The sequence below is a fragment of the Streptomyces sp. NBC_00354 genome (assembly GCF_036106915.1).
Classification (GTDB): Bacteria; Actinomycetota; Actinomycetes; order Streptomycetales; family Streptomycetaceae; genus Streptomyces.
Window position 1 is genome coordinate 602,702 of sequence record NZ_CP107983.1, and the last position, 16,434, is coordinate 619,135.

Annotated in this window: 19 protein-coding genes; 11 read left to right on the top strand and 8 right to left on the bottom strand. The window is 73.0% G+C overall.

Annotated elements, in window-relative coordinates; all coding sequences use genetic code 11:
- Nucleotides 1-129: 129 nt before the first annotated feature.
- A complete protein-coding gene (locus tag OHT74_RS02970; RefSeq protein WP_328619208.1) occupies nt 130-1,134 on the bottom strand; it encodes a GlxA family transcriptional regulator in 1,005 nt (334 codons plus the stop codon).
- A 71-nt stretch (nt 1,135-1,205) separates the two neighbouring features.
- Between OHT74_RS02970 and OHT74_RS02975 the strand changes: the two genes are divergently transcribed.
- A complete protein-coding gene (locus OHT74_RS02975) occupies nt 1,206-2,210 on the top strand; it encodes an NADP-dependent oxidoreductase (protein ID WP_328619209.1) in 1,005 nt (334 codons plus the stop codon).
- An 89-nt stretch (nt 2,211-2,299) separates the two neighbouring features.
- Here the strand turns inward: OHT74_RS02975 and OHT74_RS02980 are convergent, their stop codons facing one another.
- Nucleotides 2,300-3,862, bottom strand: coding sequence for an FAD-dependent monooxygenase (locus OHT74_RS02980; protein WP_328619210.1), 1,563 nt, complete (start codon nt 3,860-3,862; stop codon nt 2,300-2,302).
- A gap of 130 nt (nt 3,863-3,992) precedes the next feature.
- Here OHT74_RS02980 and OHT74_RS02985 point away from each other — a divergent pair, with 130 nt between their 5' ends.
- Entirely contained in the window at nt 3,993-4,673 is a 681-nt protein-coding gene (locus OHT74_RS02985; RefSeq protein ID WP_328619211.1) for a TetR/AcrR family transcriptional regulator, read from the top strand.
- A gap of 29 nt (nt 4,674-4,702) precedes the next feature.
- On the opposite strand, the gene OHT74_RS02990 is transcribed toward OHT74_RS02985, so the two are convergent.
- Nucleotides 4,703-5,593 carry a calcium-binding protein gene (locus OHT74_RS02990; protein ID WP_328619212.1) on the bottom strand — a complete coding sequence of 297 codons (891 nt, stop codon included), beginning with the start codon at nt 5,591-5,593 and terminating at the stop codon, nt 4,703-4,705.
- 270 nt (nt 5,594-5,863) lie between these two features.
- Between OHT74_RS02990 and OHT74_RS02995 the strand changes: the two genes are divergently transcribed.
- Both OHT74_RS02995 and OHT74_RS03005 read left to right on the top strand, forming a co-directional pair.
- Entirely contained in the window at nt 5,864-6,148 is a 285-nt protein-coding gene (locus OHT74_RS02995; protein ID WP_328619213.1) for a hypothetical protein, read from the top strand.
- A 302-nt stretch (nt 6,149-6,450) separates the two neighbouring features.
- On the top strand, nt 6,451-7,005 hold the full coding sequence (locus tag OHT74_RS03005; protein WP_266999066.1) for a DoxX family membrane protein: 555 nt from the start codon (nt 6,451-6,453) through the stop codon (nt 7,003-7,005).
- A 23-nt stretch (nt 7,006-7,028) separates the two neighbouring features.
- Here the strand turns inward: OHT74_RS03005 and OHT74_RS03010 are convergent, their stop codons facing one another.
- Nucleotides 7,029-7,280, bottom strand: coding sequence for an EF-hand domain-containing protein (locus OHT74_RS03010; protein WP_266660346.1), 252 nt, complete (start codon nt 7,278-7,280; stop codon nt 7,029-7,031).
- A gap of 293 nt (nt 7,281-7,573) precedes the next feature.
- On the opposite strand from OHT74_RS03010, the gene OHT74_RS03015 reads away from it, so the two are divergent.
- The 6 genes from OHT74_RS03015 to OHT74_RS03040 all read left to right on the top strand — a co-directional run bounded on the left by OHT74_RS03015 (nt 7,574) and on the right by OHT74_RS03040 (nt 11,853).
- Nucleotides 7,574-8,098, top strand: a complete 525-nt coding sequence (locus tag OHT74_RS03015) for a DUF5133 domain-containing protein (protein WP_266660348.1) — start codon at nt 7,574-7,576, stop codon at nt 8,096-8,098.
- Nucleotides 8,099-8,168: 70 nt separating this feature from the next.
- Nucleotides 8,169-8,618 carry a hypothetical protein gene (locus OHT74_RS03020; protein ID WP_328619214.1) on the top strand — a complete coding sequence of 150 codons (450 nt, stop codon included), beginning with the start codon at nt 8,169-8,171 and terminating at the stop codon, nt 8,616-8,618.
- Nucleotides 8,619-8,621: 3 nt separating this feature from the next.
- On the top strand, nt 8,622-8,924 hold the full coding sequence (locus tag OHT74_RS03025; protein ID WP_266660352.1) for a hypothetical protein: 303 nt from the start codon (nt 8,622-8,624) through the stop codon (nt 8,922-8,924).
- A gap of 9 nt (nt 8,925-8,933) precedes the next feature.
- Entirely contained in the window at nt 8,934-9,260 is a 327-nt protein-coding gene (locus tag OHT74_RS03030; RefSeq protein ID WP_266660354.1) for a DUF4288 domain-containing protein, read from the top strand.
- Nucleotides 9,261-9,352: 92 nt separating this feature from the next.
- Nucleotides 9,353-10,651, top strand: a complete 1,299-nt coding sequence (locus OHT74_RS03035) for an MFS transporter (protein ID WP_328619215.1) — start codon at nt 9,353-9,355, stop codon at nt 10,649-10,651.
- On the top strand, nt 10,648-11,853 hold the full coding sequence (locus OHT74_RS03040) for an anhydro-N-acetylmuramic acid kinase (RefSeq protein WP_328619216.1): 1,206 nt from the start codon (nt 10,648-10,650) through the stop codon (nt 11,851-11,853). Before OHT74_RS03035 ends, OHT74_RS03040 begins: the two co-directional genes overlap by 4 nt.
- Nucleotides 11,854-12,045: 192 nt before the next feature.
- Here OHT74_RS03040 and OHT74_RS03045 read toward each other — a convergent pair whose 3' ends face one another.
- Nucleotides 12,046-12,627 carry a TetR family transcriptional regulator gene (locus OHT74_RS03045; protein WP_328619217.1) on the bottom strand — a complete coding sequence of 194 codons (582 nt, stop codon included), beginning with the start codon at nt 12,625-12,627 and terminating at the stop codon, nt 12,046-12,048.
- A gap of 133 nt (nt 12,628-12,760) precedes the next feature.
- Between OHT74_RS03045 and OHT74_RS03050 the strand changes: the two genes are divergently transcribed.
- Nucleotides 12,761-13,009 (top strand): hypothetical protein, encoded by a 249-nt coding sequence (locus tag OHT74_RS03050; RefSeq protein WP_328619218.1) that lies wholly within the window; start codon nt 12,761-12,763, stop codon nt 13,007-13,009.
- Nucleotides 13,010-13,049: 40 nt separating this feature from the next.
- Here the strand turns inward: OHT74_RS03050 and OHT74_RS03055 are convergent, their stop codons facing one another.
- From OHT74_RS03055 to OHT74_RS03065, 3 genes are all read right to left on the bottom strand, one after another.
- Nucleotides 13,050-13,778 (bottom strand): SOS response-associated peptidase, encoded by a 729-nt coding sequence (locus OHT74_RS03055; protein ID WP_328619219.1) that lies wholly within the window; start codon nt 13,776-13,778, stop codon nt 13,050-13,052.
- Nucleotides 13,779-14,190: 412 nt separating this feature from the next.
- The gene (locus tag OHT74_RS03060; RefSeq protein WP_328619220.1) at nt 14,191-14,850 is read right to left on the bottom strand and encodes a hypothetical protein; all 660 of its coding nucleotides are present in this window, start codon (nt 14,848-14,850) and stop codon (nt 14,191-14,193) included.
- A gap of 198 nt (nt 14,851-15,048) precedes the next feature.
- A complete protein-coding gene (locus OHT74_RS03065) occupies nt 15,049-16,266 on the bottom strand; it encodes an FAD-dependent monooxygenase (protein ID WP_328619221.1) in 1,218 nt (405 codons plus the stop codon).
- Between the last annotated feature and the right edge of the window lie 168 nt (nt 16,267-16,434).

Below are 16,434 nucleotides of genomic sequence, written 5' to 3' on the forward strand. Positions count from 1 at the left end.
GTCGGTGGGGACGGGGCAGGCCGGCCATGTCGGCCGGCCATGTTCCTTGCCGGTCAGGTAGACGGGTGCCGGCGCGGTTGCGTTCCAAGTCGGCGGCGTCAGGGCGAAGGCGGTCCGGCGGCGCAGACCTCAGTACGCCTCGCTCGCCTTGGCGCGGAAGGTCTGCCGGTAGGCCAGCGGCGCCACCCCGATCGCCTGCGCCATGTGGCGCCGCAGCGAGGCGCCCGTGCCCAGTCCCGCCTCGTCCGCGATCCGGTCCACGGGCAGGTCGGTCACCTCCAGCAGCCGCCGTGCGTGCTCGATGCGCTGCCTGGTCAGCCACTGGCCCGGGGTCATGCCGACCTCGTCGCGGAACCGTCGCGAGAAGGTCCGCACGCTCATCCCCGCGTGCCGGGCCAGCTCCGCCAGCGCGATGGGCCGGCCCAGCCGGCCCAGAGCCCAGTCGCGGGTCGCAGCGGTGCTCGCCTGCGAGGCCTCCGGCACCGGCCGCTCGATGAACTGCGCCTGGCCGCCCTCCCGCCACGGCGGCACGACGCACAGCCGGGCCACCCGGTTGGCCACCGCGCTGCCGTGGTCGCGGCGCAGCAGGTGCAGGCAGAGGTCCACTCCGGCGGCGACCCCGGCGGCCGTCAGGACCTGGCCGCCGTCCACGAACAGCACGTCCGCGTCGACCTCGACCTGGGGGAAGGCGCGCTGGAAGTGCTCCGCCTCGTTCCAGTGGGTCGTCGCCCGGCGGCCGTCGAGCAGGCCGGCCGTGGCCAGGACGTACGAGGCCGTGCACATCGAGACGATCCGCGCGCCGGCCGGCAACCGCGCGAGGGTCTCGGCGAGTTCACTGGGCAGCCAGTCCATTGCGGCGGGGTCGTTGCCGTCCGCGCCGGGGCCGCAGATGAAGGGCGGGATGACGAGGGTGTCCGCCGTGGCGACGACTTCGGCGCCATGCTCCACCGTGACACCGAAGTCGGCGCTGGTGCGGACCGGGCGCCCGTCGAGGCTGCAGGTCAGGACCTCGTACAGGGGTTCTCCGGCCGGGCCCTCGGCCGTACCGAAGATCCGTACGGGGATGGTCATCTCGAAGGGGTAGACGCCGTCGAGGGCGAGGACGACGACCCGGTGTGCGAGCGCAACAGCCATGGCCAGATCTTTTCACATCGTGGCAGTCCGGCCACTCGTTCCCGTGGATCCCGCCCGGCACGCTTGATCGCATGACGACGACACAGGCAGCACAGACGGCACAGACGGCCCGCCAGACCTCAGCTCCGCACAGCATGCGGGCCATCACCCAGACCGCGTTCGGCGGCCCGGAGGTACTCCGGCTCGCCGAGACCGACCGGCCCGAGCCCGGTCCCGCCGAGGTGCTCGTACGCATCCACGCGGCAGCGGTCAACCCCACCGACGTCTGGCACCGCGCCACCGGCGGCCTCGCCGGCACCGGCCTACCGCCCGTCCGGCTCGGCTGGGACCTGTCGGGCACCGTCGAGGCCGTCGGTATCGGCGTCACCCTGTTCCGCCCCGGCGACGAGGTGTTCGGCATGCCCCGGCACCCGGTGCCGGCCGGCACGTACGCCGAGTACGCGACCTCCCCCGCCCGGCACCTCGCCCACAAGCCGGCCGGCCTCGACCACGTCCAGGCCGCCGCCCTCCCGCTGGCCGGCCTCACCGCCTGGCAGGCCCTGGTGGACACCGCGGACGTGCAGCCCGGGCAGCGGGTGCTGGTGCACGCGGCGGCCGGGGGCGTCGGGCACCTCGCCGTCCAGATCGCCAAGGCCCGGGGCGCGTACGTGATCGGCACCGCGAGCGCGGCCAAGCACGCGTTCGTCCGCTCCCTCGGCGCGGACGAGGTGGTCGACTACCGCACGGCCGACTTCGCCGAGACCGTCACGGACGTCGACGTCGTCCTCGACACGATCGGCGGCGCATACGGACCGCGCTCGCTGCGCACCCTGCGCCCCGGCGGCATCGTGGTCTCCCTGGCCTCGCCGGCCGAGGCCGCCCTCGCGGAGGAGGCGGAACGACTCGGGCTCCGGGCCGTGTTCATGGCGGTGGAGGCCGATCACGCCGGTATGCGGGAGATCGCCGCGCTCGCCGCGCGGGGTGAACTGCGCCCGCACATCGCGGAGATCCTGCCGCTCGCGAAGGCGGGCGTGGCACACGAGCTCTCGCAGTCCGGCCGCACGAGCGGCAAGATCGTCCTGACCACCGGACTGTGAGGAATCCAGGGAAACCCACGACGACGACGTACATCCTTGCCCCCGGTGCCTGGCACGCGGACGCAGCCCGTGCCGCTCTCCGCCGACCGCTAACCGTGTGACCCGACCCGGTCCGGCTGCGCAACGTGGGCCGCCCAGGCGTGCAGGTCGTCGGCCGAGGCTTCGACCGGGTCGGTGGCGGAGCCGGCCCAGGCTATGTAACCGTCCGGGCGGACCAGGTACAGGCCGCGTCCGTACGCCTCGTACGGACCTGTCTGTGCGGTGCGCAGGCCCGGGAGGGGCGGCAGTCGGTCCGGCAGCGGGGTGTCGACCGCGAGCAGGGTGAAGTGGGGGCCTCGGTAGAGGTCGAAGAGCCGCACGCCGTCGCGGTTGCCATCGGGCGCACGGTCTCCGGCGGTAAGGGCGTCCTCGGCCAGACCCGTGCGTGTCTCGCAGGTGAGCGACGAGTCCCGCTGGTCGAGGCCGAGTTGGCGGGTGGCGGCGCCACGCCGCTCCTCGCCACGGTGGATGCGGGTGGACAGCCCCAGCATGGCGGCGGCGTTGGGAAGGCGCTCCTCCTCATACGTGTCCAGCAGCGCCTCGGGGGCTCCGTCACGCAGAACGGCGGCGAGCTTCCAGCCCAGGTTGTAGGCGTCCTGGACGCTGGTGTTGAGTCCCTGGCCGCCTGCCGGCGAGTGGATGTGGGCGGCATCGCCTGCGAGGAAGACCCTGCCGTCACGGAAGCGATCGGCGAGGGCGGCGTTCACGGTGAAGTCCGATGCCCAGCGAACCTCGCTGACCTCCTCGGCCGGTATATGGGTGAATGCGGCAACCAGAGCCCGCACATCCTCCGCCGCGATCTCGTTGCCGACCGGCGCCGGCTGTGCGACGAACTGGAATTCCCGCGAATGCGGCAAAGGACACAGGGCCGCGAAGCCCGTACCGTCCGCGGCGGGCGGGAAGATGTGCCAGTTCTCCCGGTCGAGCGTCGGGATGACCACGTCGGCCACGAGCATCGGGGCGGGGTCGACGCGCTCGCCGGTCATCTTGATGCCGACGAGCCGGCGGACCGTGGACCGGCCGCCGTCGGCAGCGACGGCGTACGCCGCGCGGACGGTCACCGGACTCCCGCCTTCCGTCGGTATGAGCGTGGCCGTGACGGCCTCGGCGTCCTGGGTGAGCCCGGTCAGCTCGACCCCGAACACGACGTCACCGCCCAGTTCGCGGAGCCGGTCGAGCAGGATCCGCTGGGTGCGCCACTGGGGCAGGATCCAGGGCCCCGTATAGGGCGCGTCCTCGGTCGGCTCGGCGCCGTCGAACATGCGGTACTCGCCCGCACGGGTGCCGCCCTGCCACGTCATGCCGATCGGTGCGTGGCCGCCCCACTTCATGATCTCCTCGAGGATGCCCAGGTCGTGGAAGACCTCCAGGGTCCGCGGCTGGATGCCCTTGCCGCGGGAACCGGGGAACAGTTCCGCCGACCGCTCGACGACCAGCGCGCGCACGCCGCGCCGGGCGAGGTCACAGGCCAGAACCAGGCCGGTGGGGCCGGCGCCCACGATCAGGACATCGCTGCGCCGGCCCCCCAGGGCCGCGATCCCCACGGCGGCGCCCCGCTGCTGCCCGGCCTCGTGCTCGCGCCGACTCTCGTGCTCGTGCTCGTGCTGCGTCATCGATCTCCCCATTCACATAGCGAGACTTCTCCTTAACAACGTTAAGGAGGCTCGTATCGCAAGAGTGCCCTTAACGTTGTTAAGCTGTCAACCCTCGAACGAGTGCACCGCCCCGGGAGACAGGCAGTCGATGAACGCCAAGCCGCAGCAGACACCCCCTCGAGTCCCGCCGCTGAGTCGCCTGACCGTCGCCGAGACCGCGCTGCGGCTCCTCAACAAGGGTGGGCTCGACAAGCTCACGCTCCGCGCCATCGCGCAGGAGCTGGACGTGAAGGCGCCGGCGCTGTACTGGCACTTCAAGAACAAACAAGAGCTGATCGACGAGATGGCCACCGAGATGTTCCGGCGCATGGCCACGAGCCCGGCGCAGCCCCGGGCGGACGCCCCCTCGACACCGTGGCGCGAGAGGATGCTGGTCGCCAATCACGGTCTGCGCCGCGCCCTGCTCGCCTATCGCGACGGAGCCCGCGTGTTCACCGGGTCACGCTTCACCGGAACCGAGCACGCGGAACAGTCCGAGGCCTATCTGCGGGCCCTGCTGGCCCAGGGGTTCGAGCTGCCGCAGGCCGTACGCGCCATGACGACCGCGTTCTCGTACACGCTCGGTTTCGTGATCGAGGAACAGGGCGTCCACCCCGTCCCGGGCGAGCGCCGGGACGGCTACGACGTGGCGGAGCGCAGCGAGCGCCTGGCCGACTACCCGCTCGCGGCGGCCGCCGGTGCGCACCTCTTCCAGGAGTACGACGAACACTTCGAAGAGGGCCTGCAGATCGTCATCGACGGCATCGCCGCGCGGTACGGCATCCGCTGAGCCGCGCGGCGAGCCGTGAGCGCCGTCCGCTACGGGACGTTGGTCGTGGTCTCGCAGCGGACGGCCACGTCGCTTCCGTCATTGCCGTCGCAGGTGTCCTTCACGTCGTCGCCCCCGTCCATCACGTCGTTACCGCTTGCCGCCTCGTCCGCCGGTGAGAGCGGTGCCGGCGCGCTCTGAGCGGGCTTCGCCGACGAGGTCGGGCGGCTCTCGCGGCCCGGCCGGGCCGGCTTCGCGGCCACCCCGTTCTCGCCCCTCCCGTGCGCGGCGTGACCCGAGTTGCTGTCGCCGATGATGGCATCGGCGCCGGGCCCGCCCATGAGTACGTCGGCGCCGTGGCCGGCCGCGCTGGCCTCGGCGGACGAGTCGCCGGTGATGCTGTCGTCACCAGGCCCACCGTCGATGACGTCCTTGCCGCCGCCCGTCGCGTTGATGCCGCCGCGGCTGTCGCCGATGATGGCGTCGTTCCCGTCCTCGCCGAACAGGACGTCGTTGCCTCCGCCGGACGCGCTGGAGCCGAAGGCCATGCTGTCCCCGCCCATGCGGTCGTCACCCGGCCCGCCGAAGAGGACGTCGTCGCCCCCACCGGCGACGGAGGCTCCGGTGGCGATCAGGTCGCCGCGCAGGAGGTCCGCGCCTTCGCCGCCGTCCAATCGGTCGTTGCCCAGGCCTCCGGCGATCGTGTCGTTGCCGGCCAGGCCGCAGATCAGGTCGTCCCCGCCGAGCCCGTCGATGGTGTCCGCACCCGCCGACCCGATGATGACGTCGTCGCCCTCCGTCCCGACGATCGTGCCTGCCCCGGTAATGGTCGCCGCGCGGCCGAAGCAGGTGGCCCCGGGCGCGTCGGCGGCCGCTGCCGGGGATCCGCTGGAGAGCAGCGCGGCTGCGGTCAGCAGGGTGAGTGACTTACGACAAGGCATTCAGGCCTCCGGTGGGAGTGGTCACAGCTGCCCGGCCGTCCGAGGGACCAGGCTCGAATCCGTCGGGAACATATGGCGTGAAAGCCTCGAAGGCAATGAAATGCATAGCCTTTTGTATGTCTTACGCTCGGTTGGCCCCTCCGCGGAGAGGGCCGGGCACCCGGACGGGTCCGCTCCGGGTTGGCCCCTCCGCGGAGAGGGCCGGGCACCCGGACGGGTCCGCTCCGCCTCGAGGGAGCGGGTTCCCGGACGGTCGCCTACCGTCGAGGTATGAGCGGGATCATCGTGGTGCACGAGCTCGACAGGCCGGCGCCGGCCCGAGCCGGCAAGGGGTCGGCCCCGGGCGCCGAGGTACCCGTCCGCCAGGTGCATGCTGCGCCTGCGGCGCCGGGCACGACCACCGAGCCGGGGCCGCGCACGCTCTGCGGCAAGGACACGTTCGCGATGGAACCGGCCCGCTGGACCCCGTCCGGGCAGCCGGGCTCCCCGTGGTACCCGCCGCAGGAGGCGAGCCTGGTGTGCTCCTCCTGCGATGCGGCGATGGAAGACAGCTGATCGAGAACCGTTCGACGCCGACGAGCCCGTCTGCAGCCGACCACCCCGGGCGGCGGTGCTCTTCCCGGACGCCCGGCCGACCATCCAGCCGTACGCCGGCCACTACCCCTGGCTGGACGATCCGCACGCCTTCACCGCGGCCGTCACCGGCTTCCTCGCGTCCGGAAGGGGTGCAGAACGCGCCGGTGGCGGCACACCGCATGCGCACGCGGTGCGCTCACGTGAAGCTTGAGACCAGCTGACACGCACCACCCCGCACGTACCAGGTCGTGGCGACCGCGCCCAAGGAAAGGTCTGTCCTCATGCCGCTCACCCATCGCAAGGATCTCGGACTGCTCGCCCTGCGCCTGGGAGCAGGCGGTGTGCTGATCGCACACGGAGCGCAGAAGCTCTTCGGCTGGTTCGGCGGAGCCGGTATCGAGGGCACGGCCCGGGGCATGGAGCATATGGGATTCACCCCGGGACGGGAGAGCGCGATCGCAGCCGGGCTCGGCGAGGCCGGCGGCGGCGCGCTTCTCGCGCTGGGGCTTGCGACCCCGGCGGCCGGCGCCGCCGCGGCGGGCGCCATGGCCGGCGCCGCCGCGGTGCACGCACCTGCCGGATTCTTCGCCCAGGGCGGCGGCTTCGAGTACCCGGCCTTCCTCGGCTTCGTCGCGGCCTGCCTCGGCCTTTCCGGGCCCGGCTGCTTCTCGCTCGACCATCTCACCCGGCACCGGCTGGACCGGCCGGCCACGGTGGTGATGGCCTTCACGCTCAGCGCGGCCGCGGCCACCGTCGTCCTCAACCGGCGGGCCGCCACGCTCGCCGCCGCCGAAGCGTCCGGCCCGGGCCCGGACGCCGACAGGCAGACGGCGTAGCCGCCATCGCCGGCTCGCAGGGGCTACCAGCCGAAGCGGCGGTCGACCTCCTGGGCGAACTCCTCGAACGTCAGCACGTTGTCGCCGTTCTTGTCGGCGGCGTCGAAGAGCGCGGACGAGGCGTCGATGTCACCCAGGCCCCAGAACGGCAGGTCGCCGTTGGCGGCCAGGGTCGGGCCCTTCGTCCGCAGGGCGGTGATCACTTCCAGGCGGGTCAGGGTGCCGTCATGGTTGAGATCGAGCGCCTCGAACAGCTTGCGGGCCTTCGCACTCATCACGTACGTCCTTCCGGGAGGAGTCGGCAGGGGCTGCCTGCCGCCAGCCTACGGCGCCGCCCACCTCGGCTGACGGGCGCGGGTCCCGCGGGTCCCGCGGGTCCCGCGGGTCCCGCGGAGCGCGAGGAGCGGCGGACGCCCGGTCCGGGCACGGGTCGTGGGGCCGGGCGGCCGGGCCGCGGCATCTTCCCCGGCGGGATCCGAACCTTTCGGCGTACGAGGCCGTGCCCCATCCCAGGCAACGACGCGCACAGCGTGCGCAAGCCGACCCAGCAGCCGGAGGAACCACGCGGATGAGCGAGACAACACCCGAGCACGCCGCCACGGAGCAGGCCGTGACCGTCCTGATGGCGGTGGTGCCGTGCGGCTCCGACACCGCGCGCCGGATCCTGGCGGACACGGCGCGGGCCGCCGGAGTCGCCCTGCTCGAGACGGCCGAGGCCGTGCTCGCCCTGGGCGGCTGCCGCGCACTGCCGGCTTCGCTCGGCACGGCCCTGAAGGCCGCGATGGACGGGGCCAGGTCCGCCACCGCCCCGCCCGTGGCGCAGCCGTACACGCGACTGCTCCCCGATCCGCAGACCATCGGCGAGTTGCTGAAGCGGCACCGCGGCCTGCGCCGCCGCGCCCTGGCCGCGCCGCACGACCTCGCCGTGCGGGGCGAGCTCGACGACGCCACCTACACCCTGTGCATCCTGATGGGCCAGCGGAACGCCTCCACCGCACTCCGCTCGGCCGAACTGCTCGTCGGCGCCGAGTGGCTCGGCACCACGGTGAGGGGGAGGGTCCGGGACGCGTCAACGGAGCGCCACGGGTTGTGACTTCCCGTAGTGAGACTGCTACCTTTCGTGATCGCCGATGGAAGTGATCATGCGTAGAGGGGTGCGTCCCATGAAGACGGTCAGGAATACGACCCGTGCACTGACGTGCGCGGTGGTGAGCCTGCTGGCGGCGGCAACCGTGTCGGCCGGGCAGGTCTCCGCCGCGACGGAGCAGGCGGCGGCGTGCCGCAACATCGGAACGGCGTTCACGGACAAGCTGATCCCCGGGCAGTGCATCAGCAACGGCGGCTATCGCCTGGACATGCAGTACGACGGCAACCTGGTTCTCTACTCGGGCGATCGCGCCTGCTGGGCGAGCGGCACGGACGGAACCGACGGGGTCTACGCCGAGTTCTCCGGCGACTGGCGGCCCGACTCCCCTTACCTGTCCCTGGAATCGCAGTTCGGGCAGCTCAGGAAGTACCGCGGGAAGTACACCGGACTGCACAAGACCGGCAACGTGAGCATCAACAGCAAGGGCGAGGTCTGGATCGCCTACGGCAAGCTCGCGGGCTGCTGACCCATGGGGATCACCCGGACCTTGGCGCGCGGTGCGAGCGCGCTCGTCCTCACGTGCGGCGTCCTGCTCGGGGTACCGGCGGCCGGCCTCGCCGCCGTACCGGTGCAGCCGTCGGATGCCTGCGTGGCGAGCGACAACCTGGGCGAGATCGCGAACAACTTCATCTCGCGGTGCCGCAAGGGGTCCATCCGGCAGGCGTTCCCCGGGGAGCACTACGGGGATTCGCTCGGGTACATCCGGGGGTGCGGGCTCAAGTCCTGCCAGACGGCGTGGAAACTGCTGAACGACAACCGGTTCAAGAAGTAGCGTGCGCCGATGAGGACTTACGTCGCAGTGCTGGTCTGTGTCGCCACGGCCACGGCCGGCGGGCAGGCGCCCCTGTACCGGGAGAGCTTCGTCCTGCTGTCGGCCCGGACCGAGGACGAGGCCAGGTCCAAGGCCCGGGCCCACGGCGAAGCCCTCGAGGCGAGCTACCGGAACGAGAAGGGCGAGCTGATCACCTGGACGTTCCGGCAGCTCGTGGACGTCGCCGAGGTACCCGAGGACCCGCTAGGCGACGGCGCGGAGATCTATACCCGCCACTTCCGCGACTTCGCCGCCTACACGGCCTTCGAACCCCTGTTGTCCGGCGAGGACCTCTGAGCTCCGGCCCGCGACCGGTCGGGGGTCCGCCGAACTGCTGAAACGGCACCGGCGGAGGCGTCGCTGCGGCGCCGAGGGGGCACGGAGGACGGGTGAGACCTCTCGAGCTGCGCCCCGCGGCCGCGCGCCGCACCACCACGTCGCGTCGGGCGCTGCTCGCCGGTTCGGCCGGCAATCTCGTCGAGTGGTACGAGTTCGGTGTCTACGGCTGCCTGGCCACCGTCATCGCCGCGAACTTCTTCCGGCACGAGGGGAGCAGCGGCGCCGAGGCGCTGGTGGCCACGTACGCCTCGTTCGCACTCGCGTTCTTCTTCCGGCCCGTCGGCGCCGTACTGTTCGGGCGGCTCGGCGACCGCCTCGGGCGGCGGCCCACCCTCATCGTGGTCGTCGGCCTCATGACCCTCGCCACCGCGATGATCGGCCTCCTTCCGACCCGCGCCGCCATCGGCGGCGCCGCCCCCTGGCTCCTGACGCTCCTGCGCGTACTGCAAGGACTCTCCGCCGGCGGCGAGTTCGGCGGGGCCGTCTCCCTCATGACCGAGTACGCGCCCGTCGGCCGCCGCGGCCTCTACGGGGCGTGGCAGTCCTTCACCGTCGCGCTCGGCCTGCTCACCGGGGCCGGTACGGCCGCCGCCCTGGCGACCGCACTGCCCGCCGAGGCCCTGTACGCGTGGGGATGGCGGATCCCGTTCCTGCTGGCCCTGCCGCTGGGCGCGGTGGCCCTGTGGCTGCGTACGGCGCTGGAAGAGCCGCCCGGGGCTCCCCCGGGAGACGGCCGGGACGGTCCGGTCGGCGCCCGGGAGCTTGCGCGCGCCGTCGTACTCGGGATCGGGCGGATCATGGGCTGGTCTGCGGCCGGGTACACCTTCCTCGTCGTCCTGCCGTCCTATCTCCAGGCGACGCTCGGCGCCTCCCTCCGCGAGGCCCTGCTCGCCACCGCCCTCGCCAATGCAGGGTTCGCGGCGTCGATCCTGCCCGCCGGGGCGCTCAGCGACCGGATCGGCCGGCGCCCGGTGATGCTGTCCGGAGCCCTCGGCGTCGCGTTGCTCGCCCTCCCCCTCGTCCACCTGCTCCAGTCCCCCGGTGCATCGCCGTGGGCCAGAGCCGGTGCCGTGCTGCTCGCGGGTGCGCTGGTCGGCCTGCTGGCCGGGCCCGGACCGGCCATGCTCGCCGAGATGTTCCCGCGCAGGGTCCGCTGTACGGGGCTCGGCCTGGCCTACTCCCTCGCCAACGCGGTGTTCTCCGGCTGCGCCGGACTCGTCATCACCGCCCTGATCGCCCGGACGGGAGACCCTGCCGTGCCCGCGTACTACGCCGCCGGCGCCTGCGCCCTCAGCTGTCCCGCGCTGCTGGCCCTGCGCGGGCGCGCCCACCGGGAGCCGCTGCGATGAGGGTGATCGGGCTGATGTCGGGGACCTCGTACGACGCCGTCGACGCCGCGGCCGCCGACCTCGAACTGTCCGCCGAGGACGGCACGCTGCACCTCGTGCCGCTCGGCATGGTCAGCGAGCCGTACGCGCCCGACGTACGGGAGGCCCTCGCCGCCGCCCTGCCGCCCGCGGCGACCACCCTGGCCGGCGTCTGCCGCCTCGACACCCGGATCGGCCAGGCCTTCGCGGCGGTCGCCGCGCGCGCCGACCGGGAACTGTGCGCGGGGCGCGCCGAGTTGGTCGCCTCGCACGGGCAGACGGTGTACCACTGGGCCGAGGAGGGCCGGGTGCACGGCACGCTGCAGCTCGGCGAACCGGCCTGGATCGCGGAGCGCAGTGGCTGCCCGGTCGTCTCCGGCTTCCGGACGCGGGACGTGGCGGCGGGCGGGCAGGGGGCTCCGCTGGTCAGCCTGGTCGACCTGATGCTCCTGCGCGGGCGCCCCGGCGTGCCCGCGGCCCTGAACATCGGGGGGATCGCCAACGTCACCGTGCTGCCGGCGGGCGCCGATCCCATGGCGTTCGACACCGGCCCGGGCAACGCGCTGATCGACGCCGCGGTCCGTGAACTGAGCGCCGGGCGGTGCGCGTACGACGAGGACGGCGTGCTCGCCGCCGCCGGGCGGGTCCACGAGGGGCTGCTCGATCGGCTGCTGTCCGGGGAGCCGTACTACCGGATGCCGGCGCCCCGGACGACGGGCAAGGAGCTGTTCCACGCGGGCTACCTCCGGGCGCGGCTCGCGGGTTGCGGTGAGCTACGGCCGCAGGACCTCGTCGCCACGCTGACGCGCCTGACCGCCCGTACGGTGGCCGATGCGCTGCGCCCTCTCGCGGCCACCGAGGTCTTCGTGTCGGGCGGAGGGGTGCGCAACCCGACGCTGATGGCGATGCTCCGCGACGAGCTGGCCGGCAGCACGGCGGTCCGTGCTTCGCAGGAGCTGGGGCTGCCCGCGGAGGCGAAGGAGGCGTACGCGTTCGCGGTGCTCGGGTACCTCACCCTGCACGGCCTCCCGGGCAATGCCCCGGGGTGCACCGGAGCCGCCGGGCCGCGCGTGCTGGGCTCGCTCACGCCGGGCAGCCGTCCGCTGCGTCTGCCCGCGCATCCGGGCGGCGCGCCGCATGCCCTGTCCGTACGGGGTCCGGCGACCGCAGGAGCCGCGGTGTGATCGGCTCGAAGCCCGGAACCGGAAGCGGAGCCGGAGCTGCCCGCGTGGCCGGCAACCCGGCCCAGGTGGTCCAGGAGCAGCGCATCGACGCGCGGACGCTCGACCTCACCGTCACCTCGCCCGAGATCGACGCGCCGGTCACGGTGCGGTTGCTGCTCCCCCCGGCCTCGTCGAAGACCGCCACCCACGAGGTCAGGACGTCAGCCGGCGGACCACCTCGACCAGCGCCGCCCGCTGCGCGTCCGGTCCCGCGTCCAGGTCCTCCGGCACGAGGATGCGGGCGAGCTGCGGCAGTGTGAACCACGAGGCGACCATCGACATCACCGTGTGAAGCAGCCGTGCCGGGCTGGACTCGCCGCTGAGCGCGCCGCCCTGCTGGGCCGCGGCGATCGCTGCGATCTTCTCGGCGTAGTGGTCGGTGCGCTCGCACTGGGCGGCCAGCTGGTCCTGGCACTGCAGGCCCTCCCAGGCCAGGAGCCGCATGAAGTGCGGGTGGGCGCGGTGGTAGTCGTAGACCCGGCCGGCGTAGTCGCCCAGGTCGCGAGCCTGCGCCTCCGTGAGCGGGACGGCTGCCGCGACCTTCTTCAGCTCGGTCTCCAGCACCGCGCAGAACAGCTTCTCCTTGCTGCCGAAATACTGGTAGATCCGCTCCTTGTTGACGCCTGCGCCGGTGGCCACGCGCGCAACCCGGGCGCCGTCGAACCCGTGCTCGGCGAACTCCTCCACCGCCGCGTCGAGCAGGAGTTGTTTGGTGCGTGCTGTGTCCCAGGCCATGGCATGCACTGTAGTGCCCTCGAGCGGAATTCCAACCTGATGGTTGGACTTAAGATCATGTCCGTGCAAGACTCCAACCGCTCGGTTGGAAATTTGATCCGCCCGTCGTAACGCATCCAGGGGGAACCGCCTCATGTCCGCAGCTCCGACGACTCCGCCCGCCCCGCCCTCCTCCCACCGCCGCGCCTTCATCACCTGGCTCGCGGTCTACCCGACGATCACCCTCGCCCTCGCCCTGCTGGGCCCGTACATGAACGACCTCCCCCTGGTCCTGCGCACCCTGATACTCACGGTGGTCGTGGTCCCGATCGTGGCCTACTGGCTGATCCCGACCCTGCTGAAAGCGACGGCGTCGCTCCCCCGCCGGTCCGCGGGCGCCTGACCCGCCGGAGGGCCGGCGCCGGTCCTCCCAAAGACTCCCCCTAGGCGGGGGCGTCCAGCAGCTCCGGGCCGTTGTTGCGGACGCTGTTGACCGCCGTGGAGACCGCCCGTACGTCGAGGCGGCCGTCGGCCGGGGTGTGGAGGAGTGCCCGGAGGCCGTGGACGTCCTGGTGGGCGGGATCCAGCCAGGCGTCGTGATCCTCGGGGGACACGGTCAGCGGCATGCGGGGGTGGATCCGGCCGGCCGCGTCGGCGGCCTCGGTGGTGATGATCGTGGTGGTGAGGAGCCAGGCGGCCGGGTCGTCCTCGTCGGTCACGGCAGGGTCGCGCCAGAACTCGTACAGCCCGGCCATGGCCATCACCCCGGCGTCGTCGGGGGCGATGAAGTACGGCTGCTTGTACGCCTTCGCCGTGGCCGTGGCGGCCACGGACTGCCACTCGTAGAAGCCGTCCGCGGGCAGCAGGCACCGGCGCCGGGTGAAGGCACGGCGGTACGCCGGCTTCTCGTGCACCGTCTCGACCCGCGCGTTGATCATCCGGGCGCCCCCGTTCGGGTCCTTCGCCCAGGAAGGGACCAGGCCCCACCGAAGCGTACGGAGCCTGCGCTCCACCTCCCCGGTCCCGCGGTCGGGGCGTTCGAGGACGGCCCAGACCTGGTCGGTGGGGGCAACGTTCCAGCTCGGCGCCAGCGTCTCCCGGTGATCCCAGCGGGCCTCGAACAGGCCGGCCAGGTCTTCGGGGGCTCGGCTGGAGGCATATCGACCGCACATGGCATCCACTCTCCCACCGCGACGGCTCCCCCGGCCGCCGGGCCGGCGCCGCGGGCGCGGGATTCAAGGAGGGGTACGTGCCCGCAGCCACCGGGGCGGCCGCCCGGGCCGCTCACCGCGGACGGCCGCCGTCTCCAGCGTAGGCCGCAGTGCCGCCGCCCCGCACAGTGACGGCCACCCGGCGGGACCCGCTCGTACGGGCGGCCACCGATCGCCCGCCCCCGTCGGAGGCCGCCGCGGCGGCGGCCGACGGGCGAGCATCGAACGGTCGGAGCCGACCCCGTGACGCCAACGATCTGCTCCGTCTGTCGCACGCCCGTCCTCGTCGGCCACGAGTACGACATGACCGGCAGTTACGGGTGCAGCCGCTCGGAGGGCACGGCCATCAGGTGAGTCCCGTGCGGCCGCGGGGCTACGAGACGAACTCCTCGTCCCCGTAGCGCACCCTCGCGGTGTTCCAGTCGACCCCGAGCTCGGCCGTGAGCTGCCTGGCCATGGGGAGGTCGGCGACCGGGGTGATCAGGATGAGGCGGCCGCCCAGGGTGACCGAGCCGCCGCCGAGGCGTTCGCGGGCCTCGGGGTTCGCGAGCAGCGCCTCGCGGAGCCGGGCCGCGGAGACGCCGGGGGCCTGGATCTCCACCGCGTCGGTGTCCGGTGACGTGCGCGGCAGGCAGCGGAAGGTGAGCACCGACTCCTGGCGGTACTGCTTGCGGATGACGTCGGCGATGTGATGGAGCCCGTCGGCGCCGACCTTGTCGACGTCGAACTCCCGCGAGCGCTCGTACGTGGTCTGCTTCAGGTCGCCGGACCAGAAGACGCCGTCCAGCAGGGTCGACGCCCCCGGCCTGGCACCGTTGGTACGGATGATCTCGCGCACCTCGTGGTCGAAGCGCGTCAGCCGGGTCCGCAGCCGTGCGTCGTCGGGGTCCGTGATGACCGCGGTGTTGTTGGTGGCGAAGATCTCCCCGGCCGGGCAGCCATGCGTATCGGGGCTGGCCTGCGCGGTTCCCGTACCGGCGGCCCCCAACGCCAGGACGCCGACCGCGACCAGGACACCCAACCGTTGCTTCATGCCTCAACTCCCTGCCCACGGGCTCACGGTGCTGCGCCCAAGGGCGCATCGGGATCACCGTAGGGCCTGCGGCACAGCGCCGCGCGCGGCAACGCTCCGCTTGGCCGATAACAAGTGGCAGGACTGTCCGGTCAGTTGCGGGTCCAGGGGGTGTCTTGTCGATCGGGCCGGAGCCCGGCCCGATCGGCAGGACACCCCCTACGGCGTCATGGCCTGGCCGCCGATGTCCGCGGCGCCGCCGAGCTGCCCCTGCCACCACGACTCCGCCTCGCGGTGGTTCATCGCGGCCCAGGCGGGTGTCTGCTCGACCTGGCCGCGGCCGAGACGGCGGGCCAGGGCGACCATCTCCCGCCCGGCTGCGCCCCGCGCGGCCTGGTACGCGCGCAGCAGCTCGTCCCAGGTGCCGGCCCGGCGCCACGCATCCTCGAACGCGGTGGCGTCCTGGAGGGCCTTGGCCGCCCCGCTGGTGTTGTGCGGGCGCACCACGGTGGCCGCGTCGCCTGCGAGCAGCAGACGACCGGCCGTCGTCCGCGCCGTCTCCAGGTCGTAGATGGGCTGGACGAAGGTGTCCGCGGGCTCCGTCAGCGCGATCACCTGCGCCCAGTACGGCGGGAACTCCCGGTCCAGTAACGCGCCGAGGTGCGCGGTGAGTTCCTCGGTGATCCGCCCCGGCGGGAAGCTCGTCGGGTCGTCGAACGGCAGCCGCCCGGTCTGCGGGGGCATGGCGTACAGGACCCAGTTCACGCGGGGGCCGTCCGGCCCGGGAATGCGGTAGATGACACAGCTTCCGCCGCTGAAGCAGACGGTGGTCACCGAATCGGTGGGCCAGCCGCCGTCGCCGAGCGCCTCCAGCCGCCGGGCGTCGAAGTTCCCGCGCCAGCAGACGTACCCGGCGTAGGCCGGCCGGGATTCGGGGCAGACCGCCTCGCGCACCACCGAGCGGTACCCGTCGGCGCCGACGACCAGGTCGAACGCCTCGGCGGTGCCCTGTGCCAGCCGTACCTCGGCCCGCCCGCCGTCGCCGGCCACGCCCGTCACCGCCGCGCCCTGCCGGTAGACCACCGAAGCCGGTGTCGCCTCGCGCAGCCCTCTCCACAGCAGACCCCAGTGGTACGAGTGGAACGGGAACGGCTGCTCCCAGAACACCCTGCCGGCCGGACCGGCCGCCGTGTCGTCCCGGACCACCCACCTGCGCCGGGTCAGCCGGTGCGCGGCGATGCCGGCGGGCAGCGCGCCGGTGGCGGCGAGTTCGGCGGCGCGCCCGTCGTGGATGCACAGCCCGAGTCCGCGGTCCGCCAGCCGTCCGTGGGTGCGCTCCAGCACCACCACCTCGTCCGCGCCCGCGCGGGCCGCCGCCGACGCCAGGGCACAGCCCGCAATGCTGCCGCCCACCACCGCGACCGTACCGCCTCGCATACGTGCTCCCTCCGCGTGCTCTCCCGGGGCCCGTCACCCTACTGGGGCTTTCCGGCCGAGGCAGGAGGTTCGTCCGATGCCGGACACCCGGGCCGGCGCGAAACCCGCGGGCGCGGTACGGCCGGCTCGGATGTTGCGGGCCGGACCGGCCCGCACCGCACGTGGCTC